Source organism: Cupriavidus sp. 10L43_2 (assembly GCF_056395265.1).
This window is the reverse complement of the sequence record NZ_JBFTJE010000012.1, coordinates 128338-147299: the sequence shown is the minus strand read 5'-3', so window position 1 is coordinate 147299 and position 18962 is coordinate 128338. Positions and strand designations below refer to the sequence as shown.

Below are 18962 nucleotides of genomic sequence, written 5' to 3'. Positions count from 1 at the left end.
AATACACCCGCCGCGAGTGGGAGGGAAGGAGTAGAGTCGATAGGTAGTCGCAAATTCCGATACCTTCTCAATCAAGGGGGCGATTCCAGTATGCAAGGTGCCACTCTGCCATTCAGCTTCCTCTGCACATTAAACGTCGATGTCGAGCGCCTGGCCTACCATGTGGCGGTCAGTTTCCGGGATGGCAACCACCCGGCGGGCGTGCAATTTACAAGCTTCGTTGGCACCGGAAGACGCTCCTTTTCGGTGCGCAGCCCCGACAGCGACCTCCAGCCCGCCACGGGTGAGACCTGCGAACAGCTATGCCGCATCGCCATTGGCCAGGTCCTGCGCGACCAGCTCTACAACAAGGCGGCCGACGGCGACCATGTGCTCGATCTCGACGTGTTGCCATGGGAGGGCGAACTGAAGCCCGTCGGCGCCGGCAATATCGCAAGGCGTCCTGCACGGCGATATTCGCCGGTTTAAGTCCGTCGGGCGGCTTTCCCCGATATATCCCTGAAGCGCACAGTAAGAGCGTATGCTGGTACTGCCAATCGGCAATCAATGCACCGGGAGCATCTCATGGCCAAGAGCCAACTACGCGGCAATCGCGAAGCAAAAAAACCCAAACAGCCCAAGAAGCCGGCCGTGCCGGCAAGCCCGATCGGAACGGTGCATTCTCGGATCGGCAACGACGGCGTCGGCAAGCGGAAGTAAATCGGCGGAAGCCGACCGATGAGGGAGGCGCATCATGATCCATCAGGACTTTAGCTCGACATTCCAGGGGCTGCCACTGACCGCCGAGCAGGAATCGGAAGTTCGTCACTACCTGAACAGGAAGGCCCGGCTCGGCCGGCCATGGGACACCGTGGAGTTGCGGGGAATGCTGGAAGACATGCTGCTGCCGCCCACGGCGGAAGATAGCGACGCCGGCGATACGCAACTGGAGCGTGTCGCCGCGGCGGAACGCGCGGCAGCGTTCGTCGACGACGCCATGGAACCGATCGAGGCGTACGAGGAATGGAACGCCGCCATGGAATCCGAGGGCATGAAAGGCGGCCAGCGCTGAAGGCTGGTTACCAGGTCGAGATGGCGCGGGGCGTGGCGAGCGGCATGCCAATGCCGGCAGCCGGATCGGTCAGTGCCTCGATTTCGATATAGGGCCGCTCCGACTGCACCTTCCCGAATATCGCCGCAAAAGGAACATCGGCGGCATCCCGGCCGGTGCCAATACGCAGCAGGCCGGTCGGAATCGATACCCCTGAGGGATCGAGCAGATACCAGCCGCCCGACAGGTACACCTCAACTACCGCGTGGAAATCCGGCGGGCCCATTGCCGGGTCCGCACCATAGTCCAGGCTGCTGGAAATGCGGGCCGGCATACTCAGCGCGCGGCAAATGGCGATCATCAGGTGGGCGAAATCCCGGCACACGCCGGTTCGCTCCACGATCGTATCGGTCGCCGACGTCCGTTCATTGGTGGAGTGCGAGAGAAATCGGATATGGTTGCGCGCCCATTCCCGGATCGCGTACACGCGCGGGTAGCCGGGGCGCATGCCGCCAAACTCACGCATCGCGAACTCCATCAGGCGGTCTGATTCGCAATAGCGGCTCGGCGTCAGGAAGGGCAGCACCTCAAAGGGCAGTTCGGCGACCGGGACCTGCCGTATCGATTCGCCATCGTCGAGTCGATGATCGATGTCCACCACACACTCATAGCGGATGGCCAGATGGCCCTTGTTCGCCCGAATCCGCAGCATGCGGTTGCACAGGACTGGATCTGTGTAGCGCGTGGCGGGCACCTCCGGCGTGATGGCGAGGTGCTCGGAAACGATGGACTGGCGTCCCGTCCTTGCGGCTTCGATACGCAACAGAAAGTCCGCTGTGGGATCCAGGATCTCATAGGACAGGTTCACCAGGTACCGGATGCGATTCATCGTTGACCTTGCGCCGATGTGGGGAGGGAGACGGCATTCAAAGTGTACTGCTACGACGCTGCGCCTGTATTGTAAGGACGCTCGCATTTGTCGTGCCTGGACCTCTAAACTAGAGCCATGACGCGCCTTAGCAGGGTTCCGCTCTCCGGCCGCCGATGGCCCAACAGATATGCGGAACAACAGTCGGAGGCGAGTCATGCGCACGCTCCTATATTTCATCCTCAATGATGTGGCCACCGCCAAGCTGGCACAGACCCGGCTGCACGCGCTCGTGGCTGGCCCTCAGGAGCCGGATGGTCCGTGGTTTGTACGTCGAGACCGGCAGCCCGTCGAGAGCCTGCCCGGCACCGACACGGGCCAGATTACCTACCGCGATGAAACCGCAATGGGCGGATTTGTCGCCGGCGCCATTGCCGGCGTCGCCATCACCGTTGCGTACGGCACATCGTTTGGTCCGGCCGAAAGCACGATCGCCGCACTGGGGGTTGCCATGCTCGGCGGCATGCTGGGCTGGCTGCTCGGGGCAAGACTCGGTGGCAAGTTCTTGCGCGTCGGCTTGACGGAACGCCGACTCCCCATGGCGCCGGGGCAGCTCGTGATGGTGGCAAGTTGCCACGGCGGTTCCTGCGCGCCGATGCGCAGCATCGTCAAGGAGTTGGGCGGCGTTTGCCTCGCCGGGACAGCTTACCGCGGCTGGCCCCGTTGACCATGCGATAACGACGGCCCCGTCGACCATTCAGATCTGGGATTGCCTTTCCGTGGCCTGACAGTCCTTCTCCAGCATGGTGAGTACGTCGTAGAACACTTCATGCCAATCGGGGTGCGCGGGGTCGCCCACGTGTTGGTCATGGCCATCGGCAACCTTCGCGTGCAAGCCGTGACGCGTGAGTGTCATCACGACGGGCACCTCGGCGCTGTGCACCACGGCATCCCCTGCGTCGAACGTGACGACGTAACGAAAGCCGTAGCTTTTCGGACCGGGCTCTCCGGTCGGCTTGACCGATATCAGCGCGGGCGGCGCCTGCAAATATGCAGCCAGCTTCTCACTCGTGGATCTGGCGACCGATTCCAGCAAGGCCCTGTGATCCTTTTCGCGCGTCGATGCCTCGAAGAATCGATCGCGTAACGCTTCATACGGGGACATCGCGCCTCCTCGCCCTGCTGTGGGACAAAAGACCATGCCTCTACTGTAGAACGCGCGCGCAACGTCCGTACGTATCGGTGATCCAGGTCGCAGGTTCGTGGGGTGCCATCCTCAACGAAGGAAATAGATGCTAGAGGCCATTCGCCACGCTTTTTCGTTTCTGCCTACGCCGTCGCCATGGCATGACAAGGCGCCGGTCCGGGGAGAACTGTTTGGCATCGAACGGCTGGAGCAGCATGCGCAGAGCCTGGCGGCCGCGCAGACCGTGACCGCCAGCCCGCCCAGGGTCCCCACGCTGCAGAGCCGCCTCAAGGACAATGCGGCGGTCTTACTGCGCGCCTACCGGGCCGGTGCGTCCGAATTGGAGAAGGGGCGCAGCGTGGTGCCCGCCGCAGAGTGGTTGCTCGACAACTACCACCTCGTCGAAGCGCAGGTCCGGGAGATTCGCGATGCCTTGCCGCCCGGCTACTATCGCCAGCTGCCCAAGCTGAGCAGCGGACCGTTCGCCGGCTACCCGCGCGTCTTTGGCATCGCCTGGGCGTTTGTCGCGCACACCGACAGCCATATCGATGCCATCGCGCTGCGGCGCTTTATCGCCGCCTATCAGCGCGTGACACCGCTGACCATCGGGGAACTGTGGGCCGTCGCCATTACGCTGCGCATTGTCCTGATCGAGAACCTGCGCCGGCTCGCTGACCAGATGACAGCGGGGCGCGCCGCCCGCGCCGACGCCGATGGCCTGGCGCGCCGTGTACTGGTCGAGGGATGCGGCCGATCGGCGCTGGAAGCCGATATTGCGGCGCGTTCCGTCCTGCCCTTGTCGGAGCTGTTTGCCGCGCAGCTGGCCAAGCGGCTGCGTGACCAGGACCCCGTGACCACGCCGATCCTTGGCTGGCTGGAGGCGCGGCTCGGGCGGCAGGGCGTTTCCGTCGATGACGTGGTACTGCATGCCCAACAGCGGCAAGGGGCGTCCAATGTCACGGTCCGCAACGTCATTACCAGCTTGCGGTTGATCTCGGACCTCGACTGGACCGAGCTGTTCGAGGACGTCAGCCTCGTCAACCGGGTGTTGTGCGCGAACAGCACGTTCGCGCTCATGGACTTCCCGACGCGCAACCTTTACCGCAGCGCCATCGAGCGCCTGGCGCGGGGCGCGACGCTATCCGAGCTGGAGATCGCCGACCGCGCGGTAGGGGCCGCCCGTGCCGCGACTGGAATCGGGCACGATGCCGGCCGCGTCGAATGCGCGACGGACGCCGGCTACCACCTGATCGGTGACGGACTCGCTACCTTCGAGGCGTCGATCGGATACCGACCCACCGTCGCGCAGCAGCTCAGCCGCTTTCATCTCCGGCTCGGCATCGGCGGCTACCTCGGGGCGACGTTGCTGGTCACCGTCCTGCTGCTCGCTATCTCGTTGTGGCTTCTGGGAGTTCCGGCGCTGGCCGCAACGGGCGGATGGCCCATGCTGCTCGCGCTCGTTGTGCTGATCTGGCTGATCCCCGCCAGCGAAGTCGCCTTCGCGCTGATCAACCGGGCGATTGCGTGGCACTTCGGGGCCGTCATCCTGCCCGGTCTGGCGCTTTCTGCCGGCGTGCCGCGCTCCCTGCGGACCCTGATCGCCGTGCCGACGCTGTTGTCCGGCGAGCCCGAGCTGCGCGCCCAGATCGAGGGGCTGGAGGTGCACCATCTTTCCGGGGCCGGCGGCGACTTGAGTTTCGCCTTGCTGACCGATGGCGTAGACGCCGATCAGGAGGTCATGCCCGGCGACGCGCATCTGCTCGCAGTCGCCGCCGACGCCATCGCGCTACTCAACGAGCGCCATGGCCCAGGGCCAGCGGGAGACCGCTTTCTCCTGCTCCATCGGCGCCGCATCTTCAATGCGGGCGAGGGCGTCTGGATGGGGTGGGAGCGCAAGCGCGGCAAGCTGCACGAGCTGAACCGCCTGTTGCGGGGCGCCACCGACACCAGCTATGTGCCGGTGGACGGCGCGCCGCCGCGCGTACCGGCTGACGTCCGCTATGTCATTACGCTGGATGCGGACACGCGCCTGCCGCGAGACGCCGCGTTGCGGCTGATCGGCAAGATCGCGCATCCGTTAAACCGGCCCCGCTTCGACCCTGCGCTGCAGCGGGTCATCGGCGGCTATGCGGTCCTCCAGCCTCGGGTGACCCCGTCGCTGCCGGTTGGGCGGGAGGGATCGTTGTTCCAGCGCATCTTCTCCGCGCCGGGCGGCATCGATTCCTATGCCACCGCAGCATCCGATGTCTATCAGGACTTGTTCAACGAAGGGTCGTACGTTGGCAAAGGCATCTACGACGTCGACGCCTTCGAGGCGGCACTGTCCGGCCGGATCGCCGATAACACCGTGCTCAGCCACGACCTGCTCGAAGGCATGTTCGCGCGTACGGGCCTGGCGTCGGATATCGAGGTGGTCGAGGAATTTCCCGCGCGCCATGACGTGGCCGCCAAGCGGCAGCACCGCTGGACGCGCGGCGACTGGCAGCTCCTCGGCTGGATCTTCGGACACCATGCCGGGCGCGATGCGGTGCCCGCCGTAGGCCGCATGAAGATGTTCGACAACCTGCGCCGCTCGGTCCTGCCGCTCTGCCAACTGGCGGCGCTCGCGACGAGCTGGCTCGCGCCCGCGCCGCTCAACCTGCATGCCACGCTGCTGGTGCTGGCCGCCATCAGCATCCCGATCCTGCTGCCGGGCCTGCTTTCGCTGCGCCCCCATCACACGGCGGTGCGATGGCGCAGCCACGCGGCGATGCGGCTGGCCGATCTGCGCACCGCCGCCATGCAGATCCTGTTCACCGTGGCGTTCCTGCCGGACCAGGCTTGGAGCACCGGCGACGCCATCGTCCGGACACTGACGCGGCTGCTCCGCACGCGGCGCCACTTGCTCGAATGGACGACTGCCGCGCAGTCGAAGCGCAATCCCCGGCTCGATCTCGCGGGGTTCTACCGTCGCATGCTGGGCGGGATCCTGCTGACCGTGGTGGTGGCTGCCATCACGATCGGTGTCGCGCCATCCGGCTGGCCGCTGGTGACGCCGTTTGTCTTGCTGTGGCTCGCCGCGCCGGCGCTCGCGCTGTGGGCCAGCCGTGCGACGCGCGCTGCGCCCCGGCTTACGCTGTCCGAGGAGGAAGCGGGAGAACTGCGCCGGATCGCGCGTCGCACGTGGCGCTACTTCGAGGTCTTCGTCACGCCGGCGGACAACATGCTGCCCCCGGACAACGTGCAGGAGAGCCCCCGGCAGGTCGTGGCGAACCGGACTTCCCCGACCAATATCGGCCTGTACCTGCTGTCCGCCGTGGCCGCGCACGACTTTGGCTGGGCGGGGACGACCGAAACGGTGGCGCGGCTCGAGGCCACGTTTGACGCGCTGCGACGGCTGTCGCGCTATCGCGGACACTTCTTCAACTGGTATGGCACCCAGGACCTCCGTGCGCTCACGCCCGCCTATGTGTCGTCCGTCGACAGCGGCAATCTAGCCGGCCATCTCATCGTGCTGGCCAACGCCTGCGAAGGCTGGGCGCGCACGCCTGCCGCCGCGACGGAGGCGCCGGAGACACGCGAGGGCATGCAGGACAGCGTCACGCTGGCCCATGAGGCACTGGGGAGTTTGCTGCAGGCAGGCAGCGAGCAGGGCCGCGAGGTCGAGGCGTTGCTGAACGAAATCGACGATCATCTGCACGGCGCGCAGCGGACGGCCACGTTGATGCCCACGCTGCGGCGGCTGGCCGACCACGCCACGCGGCTCTGCGCGGACATGCGCCCGGCCGCCGGCAATGACGCGCTGGGTGACCTCTCGTTCTGGCTCGGCGCCCTGTCCAGACGGGCGGTAGAACATGAGCGCGATGGCGCGGCGCTTGCCGCCGCGTCGCCAGACGTGGCTGTCCGGCTTCTCGCGCTCGCCAGCGAGGCGCGCGAGATGGCGATGTCCATGGACTTCTCCTTCCTGTTCAATGGGGAACGCAAGCTGTTGTCGATCGGCTTTGCGATGGACGATAACCGGCTCGACACCAGCTGCTACGACCTGCTCGCCTCGGAGGCGCGACTGGCCAGCCTGTTCGCCATCGCAAAAGGGGATGTGCCCACGCGGCACTGGTTCCGCCTGGGCCGTGCCGCCACACCGCTCGGCAACGGTTCGGCGCTGATCTCGTGGTCCGGCTCCATGTTCGAATACCTGATGCCGTCACTGGTGATGCGTGCGCCGAAGGGCAGCCTGCTCGAACAGACCAGCTGGCTGGTGGTCGAGCGCCAGCGCACCTACGGTCGCTCGCTGAGCATTCCCTGGGGCATCTCGGAGTCCGCGTACAACGCGCGCGATCTCGAGTTCACGTACCAGTATTCGAACTTCGGCGTGCCAGGCCTCGGCCTGAAGCGGGGTCTTGCCGAGAACGTGGTGATTGCGCCGTACGCCGCCGCGCTCGCCGCCATGGTTGACCCGCCTGAAGCGCTGCGCAACTTCAGGGATCTCATGCGCATCGGCGCGCTGGCTCGGTACGGCTTCTACGAAGCCATCGACTTCACGCGCTCGCGCTTGCCGGAGAACCAGGACCACGCCATCGTGCGGGCCTTCATGGCCCACCACCAGGGCATGAGCATTGTCGCGCTCGCCAACACGCTGCTGCACGGCGTCATGCGCGAGCGCTTCCATCAGGAGCCGATGGTCCAGGCGACCGAATTGTTACTGCAGGAGCGCATTCCGCGCAATGTGGCGATCGCGCCGCCGCGTGCCGAGGACGTCAAGGCTTCGGCGATTGCCCCCACGGTCCAGGATTCGACGGCCAGGCGGATGCCTGGCGCGGTCGTCGGGCCACCTGTCACCCATCTGCTCTCGAACGGGCGCTACACCGTCATGCTGACGGCAGCGGGGGCCGGCTACAGCCATTGGCGCGACCTGTCGGTCACCCGGTGGCGGGAGGACGCCACCTGCGATGAAGATGGGTCGTTCATCTTCCTGCGCGACAACGAGGACGGACGGGTCTGGTGCGCCGGCGCGTGGATCCCCGGCAGCGACGATGTTGGCGAGGACAACGAGGTGCTGTTCGTCGAGGATCGCGCGGCGTTCCATCGGCGCGATGGCGCGCTGACCACCACGCTCGACGTGCTGGTATCGGGCGAGGACGACGGCGAGGTGCGGCGTGCGTCGCTGTCCAACAGTGGTCGCCGAACCCGCGAGATCACGTTGACCTCCTACGCCGGGCTGGCGCTCTCGGCGCAGGCGGCGGACGTCGCGCATCCGGCGTTCTCCCGGCTGTTCATCCAGACCGAGTATCTGGCCGAGTTCGGCGCACTGATCGCGACCCGCCGGCCCCGCTCGCAAACCGATCCGCAGATCTGGGCCGCGCATTTCGCGGTGGTGGAGGGGGACGTCTGTGCCGACCCGGAGTATGAGTCCGACCGGGCGCGCTTCCTGGGGCGGGGTCGGACCATCATGACGGCGCGCGCAGTGCAGGACGGCGGGCCGCTCTCGAATACGACAGGCACGGTGCTGGATCCCATCTTTTCGCTGCGGCAGCAGGTGCGCATCGCCCCCGGTGGGGTGGCGCGCGTGGCGTTCTGGACCGTCGTGGCGGCGTCGCGCGCCGAGCTGCTCGATCTGATCGACAAGCACCACGATCGCAGCGCCTTCGACCGCGCCCGGACCCTCGCATGGACGCAGGCGCAGGTCCAGCTGCGTCATCTGGATATCAAGTCGAACGAGGCTGCGGACTTCCAGCGGCTGGCGGCAGCCATCCTGTACGCGGACCGCCGCCTCAGGGCGCCATCCGGGGCGATCGCGCGCGGCGCTGGCCTCCAGTCCGGGCTGTGGCCGCACGCCATCTCTGGCGACCTGCCGATCGTTCTGTTGCGTATCGACGAGATCGACGATATCGCGCAGGTTCGCCAGTTGCTGCGTGCGCATGAGTACTGGCGCATGAAGCGGCTCGGCGTCGATCTCGTTATCGTGAACGAGCATGCCTCGTCGTATGTGCAGGACCTGCAGGTCGCCATCGACACAGCGGTACGCAGCAGCCAGTCGCGGCCGCGTCTGGGCGAGGAGTTCGCCCAGGGGGCGGTCTACGCGCTGCGCGCCGACCTGATGACCGGCGAGGCGCGTGCGTTGCTGCAGTCCGTCGCACGCGTGGCGCTGATTGCACGCCGGGGCGCGATTGCCGACCAGCTTGCACGGATTCCCGATCCGGCGTGGGCACCGCCGCCAACGTTGCCGCTTACGCCGCCGCCGTCCCGGTGGCCGCCTGCCGTTGCAAGTACCTCGTACGATCGGGCCTCGCTCGAGTTCTTCAACGGTTTGGGTGGCTTCGCCCGGGATGGCCGGGAGTACGTCGTGATCCTGGAGGACGGCTCCACCACGCCGGCGCCATGGATCAATGTCATTGCCAATGACGGCTTTGGCTTCCAGGTGTCGACCGAGGGCAGCGGCTATACGTGGTCCGTCAACAGCCGGGAGAACCAGTTGACGCCATGGTCCAACGACGCCGTCTCGGACCCGGCAGGGGAGGCCATCTACGTGCGCGACCTGGCGTCGGGCGAGGTCTGGACAGCCACCGCGCAGCCGGTGCGTGATGGCGGCAAGTACATCGCCTGTCATGGCTTTGGATACAGTCGATTTTCACACGTGGCGCACGGCATCGGGCTGGAGCTGCTGCAGTATGTGCCGGTCGATGACCCGGTGAAGATCTCGCGGATGACGCTGCGCAATCTCTCCGGGGAGCATCGGCAGCTGTCCGTGACGGCCTATGTCGATTGGGTCCTCGGCCTGTCGCGCGGCGCCTCGGGCCCTTACATCGTGACCGAGTTCGATGCGGAAAGCGGCGCGATGCTGGCGCGGAACCCCTGGAATCTCGCGTTTCCCGGCCGGGTCGCGTTCGCCTGTCTGGTCGGGACCACGACGAGCTGGACAGCCGACCGAAGCGAGTTTATTGGCTATCGCGGCACGCTCGGCCGCCCGGCGGCGCTGGTCGCCCCCGCCGGCTCGGCATCGCTTTCCGGCGCGGCCGGCGCGGGGATGGATCCTTGTGCGGCCCTCCAGTGTCATGTCTCGCTCGCGCCGGGCGAATCCACCGAGGTGGCCGTGCTGCTCGGGCAATGCGCCGGCGCCGATGAGGCCCGCGCCTTGATCGCCCGCTATCGCGCCGAGAATCTCGACAGCACGCTCGCGGCCGTGACGGCGCAATGGACGGATCTGCTCGGCGCGGTGCAGGTCAAGACGCCGGATCGCGCGATGGACATCATGCTCAATGGATGGTTGCTCTACCAGACGCTCGCCTGTCGCGTCCGGGCCCGTTCGGCGTTTTATCAGGCCAGCGGTGCCTACGGGTTTCGCGACCAGTTGCAGGACACCATGGCGCTCACCTTCGCCCGCCCCGCCGAGACGCGGCGCCATCTGCTGCGCGCCGCCGCGCGGCAGTTCGAGCCAGGCGACGTCCAGCACTGGTGGCTACCGCATTCAGGGCAGGGCGTGCGCACGCGGATTTCGGACGACTGCGTCTGGCTGGCCTTCGCCACGGCGACCTATGTGATGGGGGCGGATGATGCCGCGGTGCTGGACGAGCGCATCCCCTTCCTTGACGGGCCGGCACTGGCTGCCGGCGACCACGACCTGTTCTTCCAGCCCATGGTGGCTGAGGCCAGCGCGTCGCTGTTCGAGCACTGTGCGCGCGGCATTGACCGCTGCATCGGCCTGACAGGCGAGCACGGCCTGCCGCTGATTGGTGGAGGTGACTGGAACGACGGGATGAATCTGGTAGGCGCTGGCGGCAAGGGCGAGAGCGTCTGGCTGGGATGGTTGCTCGCCCGCACTATCGCGCTGTTCGCCCTGCTGGCTGACGCGCACGATGCCGACCGTGCCGCCAGATGGCGGGCCCATGGGCTGGCACTGCGCGAGGCGCTGGAACAGCATGGCTGGGATGGCGCGTGGTACCGCCGGGCCACCTACGATAACGGCACGCCGCTGGGCTCGAAGGACAGCGAGGCCTGCCGGATCGATGCCATCGCCCAGTCCTGGTCGGTGCTGTCTGGCGTGGGCGACCCTGCCCGAAGCGCGATGGCCATGGCGTCGCTCGACCAGCGGCTTGTCCGCCGCGACGAAGGGCTAGCGCTGCTGTTCTCGCCGCCATTTGACGGGGGCGTGGATGACCCCGGCTATCTCCGGGCTTACCCGCCCGGTGTCCGCGAGAACGGTGGTCAGTACAGTCACGCCGCGATGTGGAGCGTCCTGGCCTTTGCGGAGCTGGGGGACGCGGACACTGCCGTCGAACTGTTCTCGATGCTCAACCCGATTCACCATGCGCTGACGCCGCAGGCAACGGACCGCTACAAGGTGGAGCCTTATGTGGTGGCGGCCGACGTCTATTCGGTCGCCCCCCACGTCGGCCGTGGCGGCTGGACGTGGTACACCGGGGCGGCGGGATGGATGGTGCGGGCAGGCGTCGAGGGCATCCTCGGCATCCGGCGGGAGGGCGCCTGGCTGCTAATCGCGCCACGGATTCCCGCAAGCTGGCCGGGCTTCCAGGCCACCATCGCACTGGGTGCCGGCCACTACGATATTCGCGTGGAGCGAAGGGGCGCCAACGATCCAGTGTCGGCCGCGATGCTGGATGACTTGCCCATCCCCTGTGTCAACGGCGCCGTGCGCGTGCAGTTGGAGGACGGGGAGCACCGTCTGGTCCTTCGCCTCGGCGACGTTCAGCTTCGGACGGCGCCGTCCTCGAACTTGGCAAATACGCGGGCCTGAACCGCTTCCATGATGGCGAGCGTGCTCTCGTCTGCTGGGGCGCTGGCCGTCACGCCGGTCGCGTCCTTCGGCTTGGCGCCGAGAGGGTAGAAGACAAACTCGGCGTCGATCTTGCCGGCCGTTTCCTTTTTGAGGCGTCGGTTGAGTGCTTTCAGGTACTGCTTCTTGTTGGTCTTTGACATGTTTTCCCGTTGACGTGCGGTTTGGCAAGTGGCGCCAGGGATTATGCGCCAGGCGAATCGGGCCGCCGATCGAGCGACGACTGCGGTACGTATTTGCGCCGAAGGACTTCCAGCACTCTCTTCTCCGCGAAGAGTAGAACATAGTCCTTGCACTTCGCATCGGACAGCAATGCGTCCCATGCACTCCAGAACTCCTGTCGGACAACTTCCCTTGGTATGCCACTGCGAAGTGCGATGCGCTCGATGGCCTGGACCGCCAGCGGAGGACGCCCGGAATCCTCACCTGACGCCGGTTCAGGATTTCCAGTGCCAGCGTCAGAGTCCGTCATGGATGATGTTGATACATGCGTTTTTACCACACCAAGTGTAGACGCTGCCTGTTTGGGTAGCCGTGCCAGATGCCGGCATCGCGGTGCGGTGCGTTCCCTATCGAACCAAGTGCCTTTTTCGCCCAGCGGCCCGGCCCTGTCCGAGGGATCGCTGGCGCATCTCGCGCCACGCTCGATGCCTGGGCGGCTGTCCCAAATTAGCAAATGAATGTCCCACATCGACAAGCGCCCGCCCTGGAAACGGCAGAAACTCGCTCCGAATTCATCCAACGATGAACCGGCCCAAGGTTCATCAGGCCGCAGGAGACGAGCATGAGAATCAGGCAAATCACTCCCGCCATCGGGGCGGAGATTTCGGGGGTCGACCTTGGAGAAGCGTCGCGCGACCCTGCGCTGTTCGCGGAGATCAAGGCCGCGCTGCTTGCGCACAAGGTGCTGTTTTTTCGCAATCAGGACATCACGCGGGCCGAGCACGTGAAGTTTGCGCGCGGCTTCGGCGAGCTGGAAGACCATCCCGTCGCCGGCAGTGACCCGGAGTACCCCGGCCTGGTGCGCATCTACCGTAGTGACAATCCGCACAGCTACGAGAACAACTACCACTGCGATGGCCTGTGGCGGCCCAATCCCGCCATGGGGGCGGTCCTGCGCTGCATGGAATGTCCCGAGATCGGTGGTGACACCATCTGGGTCAACATGGTCAAGGCGTACGAAGAGATCCCGGAAGAGATCAAGCAGAAGATCGATGGCCTGCGCGCCAGGGCCAGCATCGAACACAGCTTCGGCGCGGTCATGTCGCCCGAGGGCCGCGCAAAACTGGTCGCGGAGCATCCGTCGGTGGAGCATCCGGTCGTGCGTATCCATCCGGAGACCGGGGAGAAGGTGCTGTTCGTTGGCGCAGGGTTCACCACGCATTTCACCAACTACAGCACGCCGGCCAATGTACGCCATGGCGTCGACAAGGCGCCGGGTGCCGCGTTGCTGCTGAACTATCTGATCAGCCGCGCCACCATTCCCGAGTATCAGGTGCGCTGGTCATGGCAGCAGGGCGACGTGGCCGTGTGGGACAACCGCTGCACGCAGCACTATGCGCTGAACGACTACTGGCCAGCGCCACGAAAAATGGAGCGCGCCGGCATCGTGGGCGACATCCCCAAGTAACCACACGTTCGCGTCTTCCCCACGGAGCATCATCATGAACTTTCTCGACGGCCATCTCTTCCCCGAGAACCAGCAGCCGCTGATTATCACCGCCGCACCCTACGCCCCAGGCTGGCTGCCTTCCGACTTCCCCGAGGACATTCCGGTCACAATGGAAGCACAGATCCAGAAGGCGGTGGACTGCTACAACGCCGGCGCGACCGTGCTGCATTTGCACGTGCGCGAACTCGACGGCAAGGGCAGCAAGCGCCTGTCCAAATTCAACGAGTTGATTGCCGGCGTTCGCAAGGCCGTGCCGGAGATGATCATCCAGGTAGGCGGCTCGATCTCCTTCGCCCCCGAGGACGAGGGCCAGGCCGCCAAGTGGCTGTCTGACGATACCCGGCACATGCTGGCCGACCTGGATCCGAAGCCGGATCAGGTGACGGTGACGGTCAACACTTCGCAGATGAACGTGACCGACCATGCCGAGGATGCGGACTTCCGGGGCACCTCGCGCCAGGACATGACGCTCTTCAACGCCTACAAGAACTTGACGGTGCCCGCCAACCCGGGCTGGGTCGAGGAGCACGTGCGCCGCCTGACGCTGGCCGGCATCCAGAGCGAGTTCCAGTGCTACAACGTCAACAGCCTCGAGTCAGTCGAGCGGCTGATGCGACGCGGCTTCTACCGGGGGCCGCTGAACCTGAACTGGGTGGCGATTGGCGGCGGGATGGATACGCCCAGCATCTACAGCCTGGCCAACTTCATGCGTGCCGTGCCGGATGGCGCCGTCGTGACCGTGGAAAGCAATGTGCGCAATGTGCTGCCCGTCAATACGATCGGCATCGCCATGGGCTTGCATGTGCGCTGCGGCACGGAGGATGTGCTGTGGAATCCGAGGCGCACGGCGAAGCAGAGCACTGTCGAGCAGATCGAGCAACTGGTGCGTATCTCGCGCGAACTGGGCCGGGACATCGCCACGGCCGGACAGGCGCGGGAGATCAGCAGGATCGGCGTGTTCTACGACACGGTAGAAGAGTCCTTGAAAGCCAACGGATTCGCGCCCAACCGCAACGGCGGAACGCAGGGCTTCTTGCGGAAGACCCAGTAAGCGCCCGTCACTGGGCCGATAAGAAAGGAGACAGCCATGCATCACATCACCCGGACGGTGCGTCAGGTACTCGCGATCACGCTTGCCTGCGGCGCGCTGATCGCCACGCAGGGCGTCCAGGCCGCCGAATGGCCAACCAAGCCGGTGCGGATACTGGTGGGCGCCCCGCCGGGCGGCACGGCGGACACCCTGGCGCGGCTGTTCGCGCAGGCGCTGCAGGGGCCGCTCGGGCAGACCGTGATCGTCGACTACAAGGCCGGTGCGGCCGGGACCATCGCGGTGCAGGGCTTGTTGTCTGCACCGCGGGACGGCTACACCTTCATGTTGATCCAGAAGGGCATCGCCTCGGAGGTGCCGCACGCCATCAAGGTGCACTACGACCCCTTCAAGGACATCGTGCCGATCGTCCAGCTCACGCGGCAAGGGCTGATACTGGTCGGCAATCCGGGCCTGCCGGCGAAGAGCCTGCCGGAACTTGTCCGGTACATCAAGGCGCACCCCGGAAAGGTCGACGTTGCGAACTTCGGTATCGGCCTGCGCGGCCATACCATCGGCGTCCAGTTCAATCGACTGGCTGGGCTCGATACCGGTGCCGTGAGCTACAAGGGGTCTCCCCCGGCGTTGCAGGACATCATGGGCGGACAGGTTCCCCTTATGTTCGACGGCCCGGCCACCTCGCTGCCGTTTATCAAGGCCGGCAAGCTGACGGCCTTCGCCGTTGCCTTTCCTCAACGGCTCACGGCGCTTCCCGGTGTGCCCACTTTTACGGAGCTGGGCTATCCGGACCTCAACGAAGTGGGCTGGATGGGACTCTGGGCCGCGCCGGATGTACCCCAGGCCGTGATCGCCAGGATGCGCGACGCCATCCTCAACGCCATGCAATCGCCCACGCTGCGGCGAAAGATCGAAGACATGGGCATGGATGTTGGCACGCCCGCGACGCCCGAGGAGCTTTCCCGGGACGTGCGGGAGTCCTATGAGCGCCAGGGCAAGCTGCTGCGTTCGATCAACTTCACACCCCAATGACGTCGCGCGAGGTTCGCGCGCGGGCAGTCCATCCCGTGGCCATGCGTTGCAGGCGGGCGAGTTCAAGAGGAGGCAGGATGAAAGCAGTACGTGTGTTACCAGGCGCGGACGGCGGTTCGCTGGCGGTGCAGGATATTCCGGTGCCGAAGCCGGGGCCCGGTGAGGTGCTGGTGCGCGTCCGCGCGTCGGGCATCAACTATGGCGAGATCAAGTACATGCGGGAGCATCGCACTGGATCGGCGATGACGGCGGGTGTCGAGTTTGCGGGCGAGGTCGCCAGCGTGGGCGAGCAGGTCAGCGGCTGGCGCGAAGGCGACCGCGTCATGGGGCATGGCCGGAACTGCCATGCCCAGTACGTGGTCGTCTTCCCGCTGGCGCTGATGCCGGTACCGGAGGATGTCTCGTGGACCGAGGCAGCAGTATTTCCCAACGTCTTCATCACCGCTCACGATGCCCTGATCACCAACGGCGAGTTGAAGGCCGGGGAGTCGGTGTTCATCAATGGCGCCTCGGGCGGGGTTGGCATGGCCGCGATCATGGTCGCGGCGGCGCTGGGCGCCCGGCCGGTGATCGCGTCATCGCGGTCGGACGAGAAGCTGAAACGCCTTGCCGGCTATGGGGTCGACGTCGGCATCAATGCCTCGCGTGACGCGCAGGTCGAAGCCATCATGGCTGCCACCGACGGGCGCGGTGTCGACGTCATCCTGGACACGATTGGCGGCACGGTCTTCGAGGACCATGTCAGGAGCCTCGCCATCCAGGGTCGCCTGGTCAATCTCGCAAGACTGGGCGGGGCAAGCACCGCGCAGCTGGATCTCAACCTGCTGTGGCTGAATCGCCTGAAGCTGATGGGCGCCACGTTTCGCACGCGGAGCGAGCAGGAGCGGCTGGCGTGCATCCAGGCGTGCGCGCGCGACCTGCTGCCGCATTACCGGGAAGGCAAGCTCCGGCTGCCGATCGACCGCACGTTCCCCATGGATGCGATCGGCGATGCCTATGCCTATATCGAACGCAGCCAGCACATGGGCAAGATCGCGCTTATTGCGGACTGACGGCGGGAGCCGGGCGACGATGAGCCCGGCCGGCAGTGGGGCCGGCTGACGGATCGGCCTCATGCTTGCGCCAATCCGTGACGCTGCAGCCAAAGGCCGCACGAAACCAATGGCTGAAACTGCTCTGCGTGGCGAATCCCAGCAGGCTCGCGATCTCGCCGATCGGCTGGTCGCTTTCCCGCAAGTGCCGGATTACCAGGTTGCTGCGTGTCTCGTCAAGTAGGGCGGAGAAGGTCAGCCCTTCGACGATGAGGTGGCGGTGCAGCGTGCGCCGGTCGATGCCCAGGTGCCGGGCTACCTGCTGCGCCGTGCACCGGCCACTCGGGAGCAGCGCCAGGATCAGCTCGCTGCAGGAGGCGCGGATGCCTGTGCCGCGGCGCTTCAGCGCGGCGTCGAGGTGCCTCCGCGCCAGTTCCATGGCGCCGGAATGGTCGGGCGTGCGCAGCGCTTGCAGATCGGAAGCCGCGCAGACGATGCCGTTGAACGGCTGGTTGAAGCTCGGATTACGTCCGAAAAACGTGCGGTGGGCTGAGACATCGGCTGGCTGGCGGTGCGTGAAGCAGACCTGCAACGGCCGCCATTTCGGGCCGACCAGCTCGCACAAGATGCGAAACATCATGGCCACCGACAGCTCCATTGCCTGGCGGGTAGCCGGACCGGGTGTCGGCAACAGATCCTCCCGGATGGTGACGGTCGGGCCGTCGTCCTCGATACGTATGACCAGTGCGGTGCTAACCAGTCGCAGGTAGCGGCACAGGGTAGCGAGCGCCTGTCGTGGTGACGGCTCTTCCTTCAGCACCAGGCTGATCGGTCCGAGATTCGAGAGGGAGCGACGCGCCGCCAGCCGGAGTGCAATGTCTTCCATGCCGGTTGCACTCGCCGTGGTCTCGAGCAACTCGCGCAGGGCATGGCTGGGAATGGGGGACTCGGGGTCCTTGAGCAGCCGCGTCGACAGGCCGACCTTGCGGAGGAAGATCCCCGGATCCAATCCAAGCGACTCCATCAGTTCGATGTAGCCGTTCAGGCTGGCACTGCGAACAATTCGTCCGGTGTATGGCATGGAGAGGGCTTGCTGGCATGCGGTGCAGGCGATTATGCCTCAGCACGGTGTCCTGTCAGGTGGCTGGCGGAGGCGGCAGAAGCCGCCGAAAAGATGTTGACCGTCATTGGCATGTGCCCCAAACCAAACATGCGACCAGGGTGTCGGGGCAGATCTGCACGGCGCGTCTGCTGCTTGCCTTGGGGGTTTTCATTTTCCGTTGCTAAGATAATTCGAGTTCACCCCTGCTCAAGGCGGAGATCGATGCCCCGCGCCCGTTGTCATTGGTTGACGCTCCTCGCCGCCGGACTACTGGCGCTGGCATCCATTGCCGCATATGGGCAGGAGGTGCTGCTGCTCGGCGGCTTCTATACCAACCCGCCGATCCAGACCGAGGACGACCGTAGCTACGCCTATGCCTACGTCTATCAGCAAAACCTGACGGAGCACTGGTACGCCAGCTATACCTACCTGAACGAGGGCCATATCACCGGCCATCACCGCGACGGGCACAGCGCCCAACTCTGGTGGCGTTACCTGGCGCTGGACAGGCGGCTGGCGCTCTCGCTGGGCGCCGGCCCTTATCTCTATTTCGACACCACCAGCCACCAGCCCGATGGCAGCTACGAAAACAAGCACGGCGTCGGGGTGTTGGCCAGCGCGGCGGCCAGCTGGTACGTCGGTGGCCCCTGGATGTTGCAGGCACGCTTCAACCGGACGTGGCAGGCGTCGGGCTTCAATTCCAACACGGTTCTGCTGGGCGTGGGCTATCAACTCGACCGCGACAACCTGCCAGGGCCGGTCGTGGGATCGGCTCACCGGGGCAAAGACGCCACGCCCAACGAACTGACCGTCATGCTGGGTGGCGTCGTCGTCAATGATTTCGAGTCGGACATGGTCTTTGGCGGCGCGCTTGAATATCGGCACCAGCTTTGGCGCTACGTGGAAGGGACGGTCAGCTACCTCGACGAAGGAAGCGCCAGGTCAGTCCGGCGCCGCGGCGTGGCGACGCAGGCCTGGGTATCCGGGGCCTTCCTGGGAGACCGGCTGACGCTCGGTTTCGGTGCCGGTCCTTATTACGCTACCAGCCTCCGTGTCAGCGGCCCCGGCGCGGACCCCTCACCGTCCCATTGGTCTGGCCTGTTTACGCTGTCGACAAGCTACCGGCTCGGCGATCACTGGCTGGCACGGCTGTCATGGAACCGAACCCTGACGGGATACAGCCGGGATACGGATATGTTCCTCGCAGGGCTCGGCTATCGCTTCTGACG

The 18962-nt window shown here is 65.7% G+C and carries 15 protein-coding genes; 10 read left to right on the top strand and 5 right to left on the bottom strand.

Going from position 1 to position 18962, the window contains the following annotated elements:
• Nucleotides 1-90: 90 nt before the first annotated feature.
• From AC1DEL_RS17910 to AC1DEL_RS17900, 3 genes are all read left to right on the top strand, one after another.
• Nucleotides 91-468 (top strand): hypothetical protein, encoded by a 378-nt coding sequence (locus tag AC1DEL_RS17910; RefSeq protein ID WP_477126081.1) that lies wholly within the window; start codon nt 91-93, stop codon nt 466-468.
• A 96-nt stretch (nt 469-564) separates the two neighbouring features.
• Nucleotides 565-699, top strand: coding sequence for a hypothetical protein (locus AC1DEL_RS17905; protein WP_255370945.1), 135 nt, complete (start codon nt 565-567; stop codon nt 697-699).
• Nucleotides 700-733: 34 nt separating this feature from the next.
• Nucleotides 734-1051: a hypothetical protein gene (locus AC1DEL_RS17900; RefSeq protein WP_092299586.1), complete on the top strand. Its 318-nt coding sequence runs from the start codon at nt 734-736 to the stop codon at nt 1049-1051.
• Nucleotides 1052-1058: 7 nt separating this feature from the next.
• Here the strand turns inward: AC1DEL_RS17900 and AC1DEL_RS17895 are convergent, their stop codons facing one another.
• Nucleotides 1059-1919: a transglutaminase-like domain-containing protein gene (locus AC1DEL_RS17895; protein WP_092299588.1), complete on the bottom strand. Its 861-nt coding sequence runs from the start codon at nt 1917-1919 to the stop codon at nt 1059-1061.
• A 196-nt stretch (nt 1920-2115) separates the two neighbouring features.
• On the opposite strand from AC1DEL_RS17895, the gene AC1DEL_RS17890 reads away from it, so the two are divergent.
• Nucleotides 2116-2625, top strand: coding sequence for a hypothetical protein (locus AC1DEL_RS17890; RefSeq protein WP_092299591.1), 510 nt, complete (start codon nt 2116-2118; stop codon nt 2623-2625).
• Nucleotides 2626-2655: 30 nt separating this feature from the next.
• Here the strand turns inward: AC1DEL_RS17890 and AC1DEL_RS17885 are convergent, their stop codons facing one another.
• The gene (locus AC1DEL_RS17885) at nt 2656-3063 is read right to left on the bottom strand and encodes a hypothetical protein (protein WP_441593488.1); all 408 of its coding nucleotides are present in this window, start codon (nt 3061-3063) and stop codon (nt 2656-2658) included.
• 127 nt (nt 3064-3190) lie between these two features.
• Between AC1DEL_RS17885 and AC1DEL_RS17880 the strand changes: the two genes are divergently transcribed.
• Nucleotides 3191-11812, top strand: a complete 8622-nt coding sequence (locus tag AC1DEL_RS17880) for a glycoside hydrolase family 94 protein (protein ID WP_477126080.1) — start codon at nt 3191-3193, stop codon at nt 11810-11812.
• Here the strand turns inward: AC1DEL_RS17880 and AC1DEL_RS17875 are convergent.
• Together AC1DEL_RS17875 and AC1DEL_RS17870 are read right to left on the bottom strand one after the other, a co-directional pair.
• Complete coding sequence (locus AC1DEL_RS17875; protein ID WP_092299600.1) at nt 11764-11994, bottom strand: hypothetical protein; 231 nt, start codon at nt 11992-11994, stop codon at nt 11764-11766. The genes AC1DEL_RS17880 and AC1DEL_RS17875 overlap by 49 nt on opposite strands.
• Before the next feature lie 41 nt (nt 11995-12035).
• On the bottom strand, nt 12036-12323 hold the full coding sequence (locus tag AC1DEL_RS17870) for a DUF3562 domain-containing protein (RefSeq protein ID WP_477126079.1): 288 nt from the start codon (nt 12321-12323) through the stop codon (nt 12036-12038).
• 312 nt (nt 12324-12635) lie between these two features.
• Here AC1DEL_RS17870 and AC1DEL_RS17865 point away from each other — a divergent pair, with 312 nt between their 5' ends.
• From AC1DEL_RS17865 to AC1DEL_RS17850, 4 genes are all read left to right on the top strand, one after another.
• Nucleotides 12636-13481 (top strand): TauD/TfdA dioxygenase family protein, encoded by an 846-nt coding sequence (locus tag AC1DEL_RS17865; protein WP_477108183.1) that lies wholly within the window; start codon nt 12636-12638, stop codon nt 13479-13481.
• Nucleotides 13482-13515: 34 nt separating this feature from the next.
• Nucleotides 13516-14574, top strand: coding sequence for a beta-keto acid cleavage family enzyme (locus tag AC1DEL_RS17860; protein WP_477126078.1), 1059 nt, complete (start codon nt 13516-13518; stop codon nt 14572-14574).
• Nucleotides 14575-14610: 36 nt separating this feature from the next.
• Entirely contained in the window at nt 14611-15600 is a 990-nt protein-coding gene (locus tag AC1DEL_RS17855; RefSeq protein WP_477108181.1) for a Bug family tripartite tricarboxylate transporter substrate binding protein, read from the top strand.
• A 77-nt stretch (nt 15601-15677) separates the two neighbouring features.
• Nucleotides 15678-16652, top strand: coding sequence for a quinone oxidoreductase family protein (locus tag AC1DEL_RS17850; RefSeq protein WP_477126077.1), 975 nt, complete (start codon nt 15678-15680; stop codon nt 16650-16652).
• On the opposite strand, the gene AC1DEL_RS17845 is transcribed toward AC1DEL_RS17850, so the two are convergent.
• The gene (locus AC1DEL_RS17845) at nt 16639-17712 is read right to left on the bottom strand and encodes an AraC family transcriptional regulator (protein WP_477126076.1); all 1074 of its coding nucleotides are present in this window, start codon (nt 17710-17712) and stop codon (nt 16639-16641) included. The genes AC1DEL_RS17850 and AC1DEL_RS17845 overlap by 14 nt on opposite strands.
• Nucleotides 17713-17955: 243 nt before the next feature.
• Here AC1DEL_RS17845 and AC1DEL_RS17840 point away from each other — a divergent pair, with 243 nt between their 5' ends.
• Nucleotides 17956-18960: a hypothetical protein gene (locus AC1DEL_RS17840; protein ID WP_477126075.1), complete on the top strand. Its 1005-nt coding sequence runs from the start codon at nt 17956-17958 to the stop codon at nt 18958-18960.
• Nucleotides 18961-18962: the final 2 nt, after the last annotated feature.

Excerpts from the sequence above, each read along its gene's own strand:
- AC1DEL_RS17910 (WP_477126081.1), top strand. The coding sequence starts at position 91 with ATGCAAGGTGCCACTCTGCCATTCAGCTTCCTCTGCACATTAAACGTC.
- AC1DEL_RS17905 (WP_255370945.1), top strand. The coding sequence starts at position 565 with ATGGCCAAGAGCCAACTACGCGGCAATCGCGAAGCAAAAAAACCCAAA.
- AC1DEL_RS17900 (WP_092299586.1), top strand. The coding sequence starts at position 734 with ATGATCCATCAGGACTTTAGCTCGACATTCCAGGGGCTGCCACTGACC.
- AC1DEL_RS17895 (WP_092299588.1), bottom strand. The coding sequence starts at position 1,919 with ATGAATCGCATCCGGTACCTGGTGAACCTGTCCTATGAGATCCTGGAT.
- AC1DEL_RS17890 (WP_092299591.1), top strand. The coding sequence starts at position 2,116 with ATGCGCACGCTCCTATATTTCATCCTCAATGATGTGGCCACCGCCAAG.
- AC1DEL_RS17885 (WP_441593488.1), bottom strand. The coding sequence starts at position 3,063 with ATGTCCCCGTATGAAGCGTTACGCGATCGATTCTTCGAGGCATCGACG.
- AC1DEL_RS17880 (WP_477126080.1), top strand. The coding sequence starts at position 3,191 with ATGCTAGAGGCCATTCGCCACGCTTTTTCGTTTCTGCCTACGCCGTCG.
- AC1DEL_RS17875 (WP_092299600.1), bottom strand. The coding sequence starts at position 11,994 with ATGTCAAAGACCAACAAGAAGCAGTACCTGAAAGCACTCAACCGACGC.
- AC1DEL_RS17870 (WP_477126079.1), bottom strand. The coding sequence starts at position 12,323 with ATGACGGACTCTGACGCTGGCACTGGAAATCCTGAACCGGCGTCAGGT.
- AC1DEL_RS17865 (WP_477108183.1), top strand. The coding sequence starts at position 12,636 with ATGAGAATCAGGCAAATCACTCCCGCCATCGGGGCGGAGATTTCGGGG.
- AC1DEL_RS17860 (WP_477126078.1), top strand. The coding sequence starts at position 13,516 with ATGAACTTTCTCGACGGCCATCTCTTCCCCGAGAACCAGCAGCCGCTG.
- AC1DEL_RS17855 (WP_477108181.1), top strand. The coding sequence starts at position 14,611 with ATGCATCACATCACCCGGACGGTGCGTCAGGTACTCGCGATCACGCTT.
- AC1DEL_RS17850 (WP_477126077.1), top strand. The coding sequence starts at position 15,678 with ATGAAAGCAGTACGTGTGTTACCAGGCGCGGACGGCGGTTCGCTGGCG.
- AC1DEL_RS17845 (WP_477126076.1), bottom strand. The coding sequence starts at position 17,712 with ATGCCATACACCGGACGAATTGTTCGCAGTGCCAGCCTGAACGGCTAC.
- AC1DEL_RS17840 (WP_477126075.1), top strand. The coding sequence starts at position 17,956 with ATGCCCCGCGCCCGTTGTCATTGGTTGACGCTCCTCGCCGCCGGACTA.